Here is a 15,500-nt window from a genome sequence, read left to right on the forward strand (position 1 = left end):
ATGACCAACGACGAAAAGCTGCTCTCCTACCTCAAGCGTGTCTCCGCCGACCTGGCCCAGACCCGTCAACGGCTGCGCGAGGTGGAGACCCAGGACCGGGAACCCATCGCCATCGTCGGCATGAGCTGCCGCTTCCCCGGCGGCGTGAGCACGCCGGAGGAGTTCTGGCAGCTCGTCCACGACGGCACCGACGCCATCGGTGACTTCCCCGAGGACCGGGGCTGGGACAACGAGACGCTCTACGACCCCGACCCGGACGCCACCGGCAGGACCTACGTCACCCGCGGCGGCTTCCTGGACGACGCGGCCGGGTTCGAGCCGGACTTCTTCGGCATCAGCCCCCGTGAGGCCGTCGCCATGGACCCCCAGCAGCGGCTGCTCCTGGAGGTGTCGTGGGAGGCCCTGGAGCGGGCCCGCATCGCCCCCGACTCGGCGCACGGCGGCCGGATCGGGGTGTTCGCCGGCACCAACGGCCAGGACTACAAGGACCTGCTGGCCCGGATGCCGGAGGACAGCGAGGCCGCCCTCGGCACCGGTGTGCTCGCCGCGGTGATCTCCGGCCGGATCTCCTACACCCTGGGCCTGGAGGGCCCGGCCGTCACCATCGACACCGCCTGCTCCTCGGCGCTCGTCGCGGTGCACCTCGCCGTACAGGCGCTGCGCAACAAGGAGTGCACCCTCGCCCTCGCGGGCGGCGCGACGGTGATGTCGACGCCGAACAACTTCGTCGCCTTCTCCCGGCAGCGCGGTCTCGCCGTCGACGGCCGCAGCAAGTCCTTCGCGGACAGCGCCGACGGGACCAGCTGGAGCGAGGGCGCGGGCATGCTCGCGCTGGAACGCCTCTCCGACGCCCGCCGCAACGGCCACGAGGTACTGGCCGTCGTGCGCGGCTCCGCCGTCAACCAGGACGGCGCCTCCAACGGCCTCACCGCCCCCAACGGGCCCTCCCAGCAGCGGGTCATCCGGGCCGCGCTGGCCGGCGCACAGCTCACCACCGCCGACGTCGACCTCCTGGAGGCCCACGGCACCGGCACCACCCTCGGCGACCCCATCGAGGCCCAGGCCCTGCTCGCCACCTACGGGCAGGACCGGGCCGAGGACGCCCCGCTCTGGCTCGGCTCCGTCAAGTCCAACATCGGGCACACACAGGCCGCGGCCGGTGTCGCCGGCATCATCAAGGCCGTCATGGCCATGCGCCACCGAATCCTGCCCAGGTCCCTGCACGCCGGCACACCGTCCACCAAGGTCGACTGGGACCAGGGCAGCGTCCGGCTGCTGACGGAGAACCGGCCCTGGACCGACCTCGGCCGCCCGCGCCGCGCCGCCGTCTCCTCCTTCGGCGCCAGCGGCACCAACGCCCACACCATTCTGGAGGAGCCCCCCGCCGAGGAGCCGGCGGACACCGAGGCCGCGCCGCGCAGCGCGCCGCCCCTGGTGCCGTGGGTCCTCACCGGCCGCACCGAGGCCGCCCTGCGCGAGCAGGCCGCCCGGCTGCCTGACGCAGTGGCCGACGCCGACCCGGTCGACGTGGCGCACTCCCTCGCCGCCACCCGCACCGCCCACCAGTACCGCTCCGTGGTGCTCGGCGCCGACCTCGAAACGCTCGTGACGGCCACGGCCCGGGTCGCCGAGGGCGGCCGGGGCGCCGCCGCGGGCCGCGTCCGCAAGGGCCAGACGGCCTTCCTGTTCACCGGACAGGGCGCCCAGCGGGCCGGCATGGGCCGCGAACTCCACACGCACTTCCCGGTGTTCGCGCGGACCTTCGACGAGATCTGCGCCCTGTTCGACGACGACCTGCGCGACCTGGTCCTCGGCGACGACCCCGAACCGCTGAACCGCACCGCCCGCACCCAGAGCGCGCTGTTCGCCTTCGAGGTCGCCCTGTACCGCCTGGTCGAGTCCTGGGGCCTGACCCCCGACTACCTCGCGGGGCACTCCATCGGCGAGATCGCCGCCGCCCATGTCGCGGGCGTCCTCGACCTGAAGGACGCCACCACCCTCGTCGCCGCCCGCGGCCGTCTGATGCAGGCGCTGCCCGAGGGCGGCGCGATGATCGCCGTACGCGCCACCGAGGACGAGGTCCGGCCGCTGCTCACCGCGCGGGTCGGCATCGCCGCCGTCAACGGCCCCGACTCCGTGGTGATCTCCGGCGACGCCGCCGAGGCCGAGGACGTGGCCGCGCACTTCGGGAAGAGCCGCCGGCTGAAGGTCTCGCACGCCTTCCACTCGCCGCTGATGGAGCCGATGCTGGCCGACTTCCGGTCCGTCGTCACCACCCTCACCTTCCACCGGGCCACCGTCCCCGTCGTCTCCAACGTCACCGGTGCCCTCGCCACCCAGGACATCGCCACCCCCGACTACTGGGTGCGGCACGTGCGTGAGGCGGTCCGCTTCCACGACGGGATCCGCGCCCTCGCCGCCGCGGGGGTCACCCGCTTCCTCGAACTCGGCCCGGACGCCGTCCTCACCGCCATGGCCCGCGAGTGCCTGGCCGCCGACGGCACGGACACCGACGCCGTGCTGGCCGCCGCCACCCGCCGCGAGCGCGACGAGACCGAGACCCTGCTCACCGCGGTCGCCCAGCTGTACACGGGCGGCGCGGACGTGGACTGGACCGCGCTGTTCACCGGCGCCCGCACCCTCGACCTGCCCACCACCGCCTTCCAGCGCGAGCGGTTCTGGCCCGAGACCGCCGTCACGGTCGGCGACGTCGGCTCCGCCGGCCTGGACCCCGCCGACCACCCGCTGCTCGGCGCGGCCACCATGCTCGCCGACTCCGACGGCGCCGTGCTCACCGGACGGCTGTCGCCGCGCAGCCACCCGTGGCTCGCCGACCACGTCGTCGGCGGCGACGTCGTCGTCCCCGGCACCGCCATGGTCGAGCTCGCCGTCCGCGCGGGCGACCAGGTCGGCTACGGCCATCTCGAAGAACTCGCCCTGGAGATACCGCTCGTCCTGCCCCACGACGACGGTATGCGGGTCCAGGTCGCCGTCGGCGCCCCCGACCCGTCGGGCGCCCGCACGGTCCACGTGTACGCCCGCGCCGAGAGCCTGCCCGCCGACGAACCGTGGACCCTGCACGCCTCCGGCCTGCTCGGCACCGGCACAGGCACCCCGGGCAGCCGACTCGACGTCTGGCCGCCCGAGGACGCCGAACCCCTCGACACCACCGGCCTCTACGAGCGGCACGCCGCCGCGGGCCTGGAGTACGGCCCCACCTTCCAGGCCCTGACGGCCGCCTGGCGGCGCGGCGAGGAGGTCTTCGCCGAGGTACGGCTGCCCGAGCGGCCCGCCGCCGACGCACCCCGCTTCGGCCTGCACCCGGCCGCCTTCGACGCCGCCCTGCACGCCCTCGCACTGCTCGGCGACGGCTCCGCCGACGACACCGCCCGGCTGCCGTTCATGTTCGCGGGCGTCACCCTGCACGCCGTCGGCGCCTCCGTACTGCGGGCCCGGCTCGTGCCGACCGGCACCGACGCCTTCGCCGTCGACCTGGCCGACGCGAGCGGCGCACCCGTCGCCACGGTCACCTCCCTCGCGGCCCGCCCGCTCACCAACCTGCGCGCGGCCCGCGACACCACCGCCGACGCCCTGTTCACCCTCGACTGGCAGCCACTGCCCCTGGAGGCGGACGTCCCGGACGCCGGCCACCGGATCCTGCGCAGCGCGCCCGGCTCCGGCCCGGCCGCCGTGCGCGAGGCGCTGCACACCGCGCTCGCCGCCCTCCAGGACGACGACCCGCGCCCGCTGGCCGTCGTCACCCACGGCGCCGTGAGCGCCGCCGGGGAGGACGTCACCGACCTGGCCGGTGCCGCCGTATGGGGTCTTGTGCGGTCCGCGCAGTCGGAGAACCCGGACCGGTTCACGCTCGTCGACCTCGAACCCGGCGCCGACGCCGGTGTGGTACTGCCCGCGGTCCTCGCCACCGGGGAACCCCAGGTCGCCGTGCGCGGCGGCGCGGCCCGCGCCGCCCGGCTCGTCCGCGCCGAACTCCCCGCGGACGCACCGGACTTCGACTTCGACCCCGAGGGCACCGTCCTGCTCACCGGCGCCACCGGCGGCCTCGGCCCGGTACTCGCCCGCCATCTCGTCACCTCCTACGGCGTCCGGCACCTCGCCCTGCTCAGCCGGTCGGGCCGCGCCGACGCACTGATCGCCGAACTCGCCGACCTCGGCGCCACGGCCACCGCCCACGCCTGCGACCTCGCCGACCGGGACGCCCTCGCCGCCGTCCTCGCCGCCGTCCCCGCCGGACAACCGCTGACCGCGGTGGTGCACGCCGCCGGTGTGCTCGACGACGGAGTGGTCGCCTCGCTCACCCCCGAGCGCGTCGACACGGTCCTCGCCCCCAAGGCGCTCGGCGCCCTGCACCTGCACGAACTGACCACCGACCTCGCGGCGTTCGTGATGTTCTCGTCCGTCGCCGGCACCGTCGGCGCCCCGGGCCAGGGCAACTACGCCGCCGCCAACGCCTTCCTGGACGCCCTCGCCGCCCACCGCCACACCCAGGGCCTGCCCGCGGTGTCACTGGCCTGGGGGCCGTGGGCCCCGACCGGCGGTATGACCAGCTCCCTCGACGAGGCCGACCACGCCCGCATCGCCCGCGGCGGCATGAACGCCCTGTCGGCCGAGGAGGGCACCGCCCTGTTCGACCTGTCGGTGCGCGCCGGCCGGCCCACCGTGGTGCCGGTACGGCTCAACCTGCCCGCGCTGCGCGCCCAGGGCGCCGCACTCGCCCCCGTCTTCCGCGCGCTCGCGGGCCGCCCGGTCCGCCGGGAGGCGTCCGCGCAGGGCACCGACGCCGGCTTCGCCGACCGGATGGCCGCACTCGGCGACGAGGAGCGCGCCGAAGCGCTGCTGCACACCGTCCGCGCCCACGTGGCCGGTGTCCTCGGACACACCGACCCGGGCAGCGTCGAGACCGACCGCGCCTTCAAGGACCTCGGCTTCGACTCGCTCGCCGCGATCGAACTGCGCAACTCCCTGTCCGCGGAGGTCGGACAGCGGCTGTCCGCCACCCTCGTCTTCGACCACCCCTCGCCCGAGGCCCTCGCCACCCACCTCGGCACCCTCGTCGGCGGCGCGGCCAGGACCGGGGCGCGCCGGGGCCGTCGTACCACCACGTCCCGCGTGGACGAGCCGCTGGCGATCGTCGGGCTGGCGTGCCGCTACCCCGGCGACGTCCGCACCCCCGACGACCTGTGGCGGCTCGTCGCCGACGGCACCGACGCCATCAGCGCCTTCCCCGGCAACCGCGGCTGGGACGCCGACCGGATCGTCGACCCGACCCGGCAGCGCCCCGACACCTCCTACGTCGGCGAGGGCGGGTTCCTGCACGACGCGGGCGACTTCGACGCCCCGTTCTTCGGCATCAGCCCCAAAGAGGCCCTCGTCATGGACCCCCAGCAGCGGCTGCTGCTGGAGGCGTCCTGGCAGGCGCTGGAGCACGCGGGCATCGACCCGCAGAGCCTCAAGGGCAGCCGCACCGGAGTGTTCGCCGGCGTCCAGTACCACGACTACTTCGGCAGCTTCGGCTCCGGCAGCATCATCTCCGGCCGCGTCGCCTACACCCTCGGCCTCGAAGGACCGTCGCTCTCCGTCGACACGGCCTGCTCGTCGTCGCTGGTCGCGCTGCACCTGGCCGCCCAGTCGCTGCGGCAGGGCGAGTCCAGCCTCGCGCTGGTCGGCGGCGTCGCCGTGATGGCCACCCCGGAGACGTTCATCGAGTTCAGCAGGCAGGGCGCGCTCGCCCCCGACGCCCGTACCCGCGCGTTCGCCGACGCGGCGGGCGGCACGGTGTGGGGCGAGGGGGTCGGCGTCATGGTCGTCGAGCGGCTCTCCGACGCCCGCCGCAACGGCCACGAGATCCTCGCCGTCGTCCGCGGCACCGCCGTCAACCAGGACGGCGCCTCCAACGGCCTCACCGCGCCCAACGGCCCCTCCCAGGAGCGGGTGGTCCTCGAAGCACTGGAGAACGCCCGGCTCACCACCGCCGACGTCGACGTGGTGGAGGCGCACGGCACCGGCACCACCCTCGGCGACCCCATCGAGGCGCAGGCGCTGCTCGCGACCTACGGGCAGGACCGGCCCGAGGACAGCCCGCTGTGGCTCGGCTCGGTCAAGTCCAACATCGGGCACACCCAGGCCGCCGCGGGTGTCGCCGGTGTCATCAAGATGGTCATGGCGATGCGGCACGGGGTGCTGCCTCGGACCCTGCACGTCGACGCCCCGTCCACGAAGGTCGACTGGGACGCCGGGAACGTGCGGGTGCTGGCCGAGCAGCGCGACTGGCCGGAGCTCGGCCGGCCGCGCCGGGCCGGTGTCTCCTCCTTCGGGATCAGCGGCACCAACGCCCACGTCATCCTCGAACAGGCGCCCATCGCCGCCGCCCCCGCGCAGTCCCGGCGGTCCGAGGCCCCGGGCCTCGCCGTGCCGTGGCTGCTCAGCGCGAAGACCCCCGCCGCCCTCGCAGGCCAGGCCGCCGCGCTCCTCGGCCACCTCGACACCCACCCGGACCTCGACCCGTCCGACGTCGGCTGGTCCCTGGCCACCACCCGCGCCCGCTTCACCCACCGCGCCTCCCTCACCGGCGCCGACACGGACGAACTGCGCGGCGCCCTGGCCGCGTTGGCCGACGGCGGCACCGCCCCCGGCCTCGTCGAGTCCACCGCGCCCGGCCGCGCCAAGCCCGTGTTCGTCTTCCCCGGACAGGGCTCCCAGTGGTCCGGCATGGCCACCCGGCTCATCGACGAGTCCCCGGTGTTCGCCGCCCGCATGGCCGAGTGCGCCACCGCGCTGAAGCCGTACACCGACTGGGACTTCGACACCGAACTGCGCGGCGGACTCGACCGCGTGGACGTCGTCCAGCCGCTGCTGTGGGCCGTGATGGTGTCCCTGGCGCACACCTGGAGCGAGTTCGGCGTCACCCCGGCCGCCGTCATCGGCCACTCGCAGGGCGAGATCGCCGCCGCCTGCGCGATCGGCGCCCTCACCCTCCAGGACGGCGCCCGCGTCGTCGCGCTGCGCTCCCGGGCGATCGCCGAACTGCTGTCCGGATCCGGCGGCATGATGTCCGTCGGCGAGGGCGCCGACGCGGTCCGCGCTCGGCTCACCGCCTTCGACGGCCGGCTGTCGGTCGCCGCCGTCAACGGCGCCGCCTCCACGGTGGTGTCCGGCGACTCCGACGCCCTCGACGAACTCCTCGACCTGCTGCGCGCGGAGAAGGTCCGCGCCAAGCGGCTGCCCGTCGACTACGCCTCCCACAGCGCCCACGTCGAGACCCTGCGCGAGCGCCTCGCCGAGGTCCTCGCCGGCATCGAACCCCGCGCCACCCAGGTGCCGTTCTACTCCACGGTCACCGGCGCCCCGATCGACACCACCGACCTCGGCGCCGACTACTGGTACACCAACCTGCGCGGCACCGTGCACTTCGAGCAGGCCGTGCTCGCCACCGTCGCCGACGGACACCACCTGTTCATCGAGTCCAGCCCCCACCCGGTACTGACCGTCGGCATCCAGGAGACCAACGACGCCGTCGCCGCCGTGGGCTCCCTGCGCCGCGAGGAGGGCGGCCGGGACCGGCTGCTCACCGCGCTCGGCGAGGCCTTCACCCACGGCGCCGGCGTCGACTGGACCGCCGTCGCCGAGGGCCGCGCCGCCCGCCGGGTGCCGCTGCCCGGCTACGCCTTCCAGCACGAGTGGTACTGGCTGGACTCCACCGCGACCGGCGCCGACGTCACCTCCGCCGGACTCGACCCCACCGACCACGCCCTGCTCGGCGCCGCGCTGGTCCGCGCCGACAGCGAGGGCGCCGTCCTCACCGGCCGCCTCTCACCCGGCACCCAGCCCTGGCTGGAGGACCACCGCGTCGGCGGCGCGCTGCTCTTCCCCGGCACCGGCCACCTGGAACTCGCGCTGCGCGCCGGCGACCAGGTCGGCTGCGGCGACATCGCCGAACTCACCCTGCACGCACCCCTGGTCCTGCCCGACCACGGCGCCGTCCAGCTCCAGGTCACCGTCGGCCCGCCCGACGGCGACACCCGCCCGGTCGGTATCTGGTCGCGCCCGGAGAGCCCCGACGAGGACCTCCCGTGGACCCGCCACGCCGACGGCCTCCTCGCCCCGACCGGCACCCTCCCCACGACCGCCGAGCCCCTCACCGCATGGCCCCCGCAGGGCGCCGAACCGGTACCGCTCGACGGCCTCTACGACGAACTCGCCGCCCTCGGCCTCGGCTACGGCCCCCTGTTCCAGGGCCTCAAGGCCGCCTGGCGCACCGACGACGGCCTGTACGCGGAGGTCGCGAGCGACGCGGCCCCCGACGGCTTCGGTCTGCACCCGGCCCTGTCCGACGCCGCCCTGCACACCGTCGGCCTCACCGACGCGGCCGGCGACGAGGCGCTGCTGCCGTTCGCCTGGTCCGGAGTACGGCTGCACGCCACCGGCGCCACCGCACTGCGCGTGCGGGTCCGCTCCACCGGCGAGGGCACCGTCACCCTCACACTCGCCGACCCGACCGGCGCGCCCGTCGCCACCGTCGACTCGCTCACCCTGCGGCCGCTGCGCACCGAGACCCTGGCCGCCGCGGCCCGTACGGCCCGCGCGGGCGCACTGCACCGCGTCGACTGGATACCGGCCCCGCCGCCCTCCGGGACCGCCACGGCGTCGGAGGTCCTGCTCGCCCCGGCCGGCGTCGGAGCCGCCGAGACCCGGGCGGCCGTCGACACCGTGCTCGACCAGCTGCGGACGCGGCTCGCCGACGAGCACCTCACCCACACCACCCTGGTCGTCGTCACCGGCACCGATCCGGCGGGCGCCGCCGTCGGCGGCCTGGTCCGCTCCGCACAGTCGGAGAACCCCGACCGCATCGTGCTGATCGAGACGGACGAGGAGCCGGACGCCGGACGTCTCGCGGAGGCGCTCGCGACCGGGGAGCCGCATCTGGCGCTGCGCGACGGGGCGTGGCACGTGCCGCGACTGGCCCGCGTGACCACCGGCGGGGAGAGCGAGGAAGGAGACTCGGGCACCGGCGCCGAGGCGGACGCCACAGCCGGCCTGGGTACCGGCACCGTCCTCCTCACCGGTGCCACCGGCGCCCTCGGCGGCATCCTCGCCCGCCACCTCGTCACCGAACGCGGCGTCCGGCACCTGCTGCTGCTCAGCCGCAGCGGCAACACCGCCGGCCTCGCGGCCGAACTCACCGGACTGGGCGCCGAGGTGAGCAGCGTCGCCTGCGACGTGGCCGACCGCACCGCGCTCGCCGCCGTCCTGGACGCCGTACCGGCCGACCGGCCGCTCACCGCCGTGATCCACGCGGCCGGTGTGCTCGCCGACGGTGTACTCACCTCCCTCACCCCGGAGCGGATCGACGCGGTGTTCCGGCCGAAGGTCGACGCCGCCTGGATCCTGCACGAACTCACCGCGGACCTCGACCTGTCGGCGTTTGTGCTGTTCTCCTCGTCGGCCGCGACCCTCGGCTCACCGGGACAGGCCAACTACGCGGCCGCCAACGCCTATCTCGACGCGCTCGCCGCACACCGCCGCACCCTCGGCCTCCCCGCCCACTCGCTGGCGTGGGGACTGTGGGCCCAGGCGGGCGGCATGACCGGCACCCTCGACGACACGGACCGTACGCGCATCGCGCGCGGGGGAGTCGCGCCGCTGGAGACCGCGGAGGGCGTCGCCCTGTTCGACGCCGCCCTGCGCGGCACCGACCCGGCCGTGCTGCCGGTGAAGCTCGACATGGCCTCGCTGCGCGCCCAGGGCGACGATCTGGCACCGCTGTTCCGCGGTCTTGTGCCGGTACGCCGGTCGGGTGCGGCCACCGGGCCGAGCACCGCCGGTGGCGCCGACGCGCTGCGGGAGCGGCTCGCCGGGCTGCTGGAGGGGGAGCGCGAGCCGTTCCTCACCGAGCTGGTGCAGAGCCACGTGGCGACGATTCTCGGCTACCGCTCCGCGCAGGACGTCGGCCGCACCCTGGCCTTCCGCGAACTCGGCTTCGACTCCCTCGCCGCCGTGGAACTGCGCAACAAGCTCTCCGCGGCGACCGGCCTCAGACTGCCCGCCACCCTGGTCTTCGACCACCCCACCCCGGCCGAACTCACCCGCTACCTGCTCGGTGAACTCACCGGCACCCTCGCCGCGGCGACCGTCCGCACCGCCACCCGGGAGACCACCGCCGACGAGCCCATCGCCGTCGTCGGCATGGCCTGCCGCTTCCCGGGCGGCATCACCTCCCCCGAGGACCTGTGGCGGCTGGTCGCCGAAGGCCGGGACGCCGTCGGTGAGTTCCCCGCCGACCGCGGCTGGGACGTGGACAACCTCCACGACCCCACGCTCGACCGCCCCGGCACCAGCTACACCCGGCACGGCGCCTTCCTCTACGACGCGGGCGAGTTCGACCCGGCGTTCTTCGCCATGGACGACGAGGAGGCCCTGGTCACCGACCCCCAGCAGCGGCTGCTCCTCCAGACGTCCTGGGAGGCCCTGGAGCGCGCCTCCATCGATCCGGCCACCCTGCGCGGCTCCGACACCGGCGTCTTCGCGGGCGTCATGTACCACGACTACTTCGGCAGCTTCGGCTCCGGCAGCGTGGTCTCCGGACGCGTCGCCTACACCCTCGGCCTGGAGGGCCCCACCCTCAGCGTCGACACGGCCTGCTCCTCGTCGCTGGTCGCGATGCACCTGGCGGCCCAGGCCCTGCGCGACGGCGACTGCTCACTGGCGCTCGCCGGAGGCGTGACCGTCATGGCCACCCCGGGCACCTTCGTGGAGTTCAGCCGGCACCGGGGCCTGTCCCGCGACGGACGCTGCCGCCCCTTCGCGGACGCCGCCGACGGCACCGGCTTCGGCGAGGGCGCCGGCGTCCTGCTCCTCGAACGGCTCTCCGACGCCCGCCGCAACGGCCGCCAGATCCTCGCCGTACTGCGCGGCACCGCCGTCAACCAGGACGGCGCATCCAACGGCATCAGCGCCCCCAGCGGCCCCGCCCAGCAGCGCGTCATCCGCCGCGCCCTGGAGGCCGCCGGCGTCCCCGCCGCCGACGTCGACGTCGTCGAGGCGCACGGCACCGGCACCACGCTCGGCGACCCGATCGAGGCCCAGGCGCTGATCGCGACCTACGGCGCCGAGCACACCGAGGACAGCCCGCTGTGGCTCGGCTCGGTCAAGTCCAACCTGGGTCACACCCAGGCCGCCGCCGGTGTCGCCGGTGTCATCAAGATGGTCCAGGCGATCCGCAACGAGACCCTGCCCGCCAGCCTCGGCGTCGACCGGCCCTCCCGGCACGTCGAGTGGGAGGGCGCGGGCGTCCGGCTCCTCACCGAGTCGCGTGCCTGGCCGGACCCGGGGCGCCCCCGCCGCGCGGGCATCTCCTCCTTCGGCATCTCCGGCACCAACGCCCACGTGATCGTCGAGGCCGCGCCCCCCGAGGAGCCGGCGGAACCCACCACGGCCCCGGCGACCGGCACCGTGCCGTGGCTGCTCTCGGGCCACACCCCTGACGCCCTGCGCGCCCAGGCGGCCCGTCTGCTGGAGTACCTGACGCAGGACACCGACCCGCACCGCCTCGCCGGCGCGCTCGCCCATGCCCGCACCAGACTCGGCCACCGGGCCGCCGTCCTCGGCGCCACCCCGGCCGAACTCACCGCCGGAGTCAGGGCGGTGGCCGAGGGCCGCACCCCCCAGGCCGGCGTCCTGGGCACCGCCACCGACGGCCGGCTCGCCTTCCTCTTCTCCGGCCAGGGCTCGCAGCTGCCGGGCATGGGCACCCGCCTCGCGGCGGTCTTCCCCGCCTTCGCCACCGCCTTCGACGAGGTGCGGGCCCACCTGGACCCGCTGCTCGACCGGCCGCTCGCCGAGGTCATGGACTCCGCCGAGCTGCTGGAGCGCACCGAGTACACCCAGCCCGCCCTGTTCGCCGTGGAAGTCGCCCTGTACCGGCTCCTGGAGTCGTTCGGTGTCCGGCCCGACCTGCTCGCCGGGCACTCCGTCGGCGAGTACGCCGCCGCCCATGTCGCCGGTGTGCTCGGCCTGAAGGACGCCTGCACGCTGATCGCCGCCCGCGGCCGGCTCATGCAGGCGCTGCCCGAGGGCGGCGCGATGATCGCCGTACGCGCCACCGAGGACGAGGTCACGCAGCTGCTCGGCGAGAGCAACGGCAACGGCAACGGCAATGGCGATGGCGATGGCGACGGCGTTGAAGGCGGCCTTGGGATCGCCGCCGTCAACGGCCCCACCTCCGTCGTGATCTCCGGCCCCGCGGGACCGGCCCGCGCCCTCGCCGCCCGCTTCGAGCGCACCAAGGAACTCGCCGTCAGCCACGCCTTCCACTCGGCCCTGATGGAGCCGATGCTGGCCGAGTTCCGCGAGATCGCCGCATCCCTCACATACGGCACCCTGCGCATCCCGCTGGTCTCCACCCTCACCGGCGCCCCGGCCGCCCCCGACGAGCTGTCCACCCCCGACTACTGGGTGCGGCACGCCCGCGAGGCCGTCCGCTTCGCCGACGCCGTCACCGCCCTGCACCACGGCGGCGCACGCCACTTCGCGGAGGTCGGACCGGGTAACGCGCTGACCTCGGCGGCCGGCGACTGCCTGCCCGACGGGACGGCCGTCGTCCCGCTGCTGCGCAAGGACCGCGAGGAGACCGAGGCCCTGCTCACCGGCCTCGCCGCCCTCCATGTACACGGCGCCGCCGTCGACTGGGCGGCCCTGCTGCCCCACCGCGACGGCTCGGACCTGCCCACCTACGCCTTCCAGCGCAGCCGCTACTGGATGACCGGCGACGTCGGCCTGCCCCGCGCCGCGGGCGACCACCCGCTGCTCGGCACCGCCGTCGAACTCGCCGGCGCCGACGGCACCCTCTACACCGGCCACCTCGCCCTCGCCGAGCACCCGTGGCTGGCCGACCACCGGGTCGGCGGAGTGGCGCTGCTGCCCGGGACCGCGTTCGTCGAGATGGCCCTCGCCGCCGGTGCCCGCGTCGGCTGCGGCACGGTCGAGGACCTGACCGTCACCGAACCACTGGCCCTGCCCGAGGACGGCGCCGTCCGCCTCCAGTGCACGGTCGGCGAACCCGACGACAACGGCGGCCGCGCCTTCCGCGTGTACTCCGCGGCGGGCGACGGCGATCCGTGGACCACCCACGCCACCGGCCTGCTGCGGCCCGCCGAGGAACGGCCCGGCCACGACCTCACCGCCTGGCCGCCACCCGGCGCCGAACCGGTCGACCTGGACGGCGTCTACGAACGCCTCGCCGAGCTGGGCGCCGAGTACGGCCCCCGCTTCCAGGGGCTGCGCGCGGCCTGGCGGCGAGGCGACGAGGCGTACGCCGAGGTCGAAGTCACCACCGACGGAGCCGCGTTCGGCGTGCACCCGGCCCTGCTCGACGCCGCCCTGCACACCATCGGGCTGCGCGCCGGAGCCGCGGAGCGTATGTCGCTGCCCTTCAACTGGAGCGGTGTGGAACTGCACCAGCGGGGTGCCGGCGCGCTCAGGGTGCGGATCGCCCCCGCCGGAACCGGCGCGGTGCGGATCGACACCGCCGACGAGAGCGGCCGGTCCGTGGCACGGGTGGCGGCGCTGTCGCTGCGCGACGTCGACCCGCAGCGGATCGCCGCCGCCGCCGCGGGCGGCCACGACGACCTGTTCGCCCTCGACTGGGCGCCCGTGTCCATCACCGCCGCCCCGCAGGCCGGCCGCTGGGTCGTCCTCGGCACCGGCCGGGAGGAACTCGCCGCCGCCATGGCCGGCGAGGTCGCGGAGACCGTGGTGGTGGAAGACCTCGGCGAGGCCGCCGAACTGGCCCCCGACACCGTCGTCGTCCTGCACCCCGGCGGCGACGGACCGGACGCCATCCGCACCAACGTCCTGGGCCTGCTCGACCAGGTACAGGACCTGCTGATCGACGGCCGCCTCGCCGACAGCACCCTCGTGGTGGTCACCCGGGGCGCGGCCGGACCCGGCGACATCACCGACCCCGGCGCCGCCACCGCGTGGGGCCTGATCCGCTCCGCCCAGTCCGAGCACCCCGACCGGCTGGTCCTCGTCGACCTCGACGACACGGACGCCTCCCGCCGGCTGCTGCCCTCCGCGGTCACCTCCGGCGAACCCCAACTGGCGCTGCGCGAGGGCGCGGTGAGCGCGCCCAGGCTGGTGCGCGCCCCGCTCGTCGCCGAGCCCGCCCCGGTCGACTGGTCCGGCGGTGTGCTCGTCACCGGCGGCACGGGCGCCCTCGGCCGGCTCGTCGCCCGGCACCTCGTCACCGAGCACGGCGCCGAACGGCTGGTCCTGCTCAGCCGCGGCGGACCCGAGGCACCCGGCGCGGCTGGGCTGACCGCGGAACTCGGCGGGCTCGGCGCGGAGGTGACCGTCGTCGCCTGCGACGCCGCCGACCGCGACGCCCTCGCCCGGGTCCTGGACGAGCACCCGGTCTCCGCGGTCGTGCACACCGCCGGCATCGTCGCCGACGCCGTACTGACCTCGCTGGAGCCCGACCGGCTGGACGCCGTACTGCGGCCCAAGCTCGACGCGGCCTGGCACCTGCACGAACTCACCCGGGAACGCCCCCTGACCGCGTTCGTCCTCTTCTCCTCCGCCGCCGGTCTGCTCGGCAGCCCCGGCCAGTCCGGGTACGCCGCCGGCAACACCTTCCTCGACGCCCTCGCCGCCCACCGCAGGTCGCTCGGCCTGCCCGGCGTCTCGCTCGCCTGGGGCGCCTGGGCGGGCAGCGGCGGCATGGCCGACCGGCTCGACGACACCGACACCCGGCGGATGGCCTCCGGCGGAGTCCTCGCCCTCGACGCGGAGACGGGGCTCGCCCTGTTCGACACCGGCGCCGCCCGCACCGAACCGGTCCTGCTGGCCGCCCACCTGGACCTCGCCCCGCGCGAGGCCCACCGTGTCGCCCCGCTGCTCCGCTCCCTGGTGCGCACCCCGCGCCGGACCACGGCCACGGCGTCGGCCGCGGGCGGCGCACTCCGCCGCGAACTGGCCGAACTCGCCTTCGGCGAGCGGTCGGAGCGGCTCCTGCGGCTGGTCCGCGACGAGGCCCGTGCCGTCCTCGGCATCGAGGACTTCGACGCCGAACTGCCCTTCAAGGACCTCGGCTTCGACTCACTGACCGCCGTCGAGTTCCGCAACCGGCTCAACGAGGCGACCGGCCTGCGGCTGACCGCGACCCTCGTCTTCGACCACCCCAGCCCGACCGCGCTCACCGAGCACCTCACCGCCGAACTGGCACCGCGCACCGGCGACACCCCGGGCACGGAGGAGGACACCGTACGGGCGGCGCTCGCCGCCATCCCGGTGGCCCGGCTGCGCGAGGCCGGACTCCTGGACGGTCTGCTCGAACTCGCCAGACTGCGGCCCGCGCAGGACCCGGCAACCGCCGACGAGGCCGGCCGCGCGTCGATCGACGCGATGGACGCCGAGAGCCTCATCAGCATGGCGCTCGACGATCTCGTAGGGGACGACGACGCCCTGTGACGAAGCCCGTGACA

The 15,500-nt window shown here is 75.5% G+C and carries 1 protein-coding gene; it reads left to right on the forward strand.

The window, feature by feature from the left end; translation table 11 throughout:
- Entirely contained in the window at positions 1-15,486 is a 15,486-nt protein-coding gene (locus tag ACIQAC_RS18775; RefSeq protein ID WP_402192387.1) for an SDR family NAD(P)-dependent oxidoreductase, read from the forward strand.
- Positions 15,487-15,500 lie beyond the last annotated feature (14 nt).

The sequence above is a fragment of the Streptomyces sp. NPDC088387 genome, from assembly GCF_044753385.1.
Classification (GTDB): domain Bacteria; phylum Actinomycetota; class Actinomycetes; order Streptomycetales; family Streptomycetaceae; genus Streptomyces.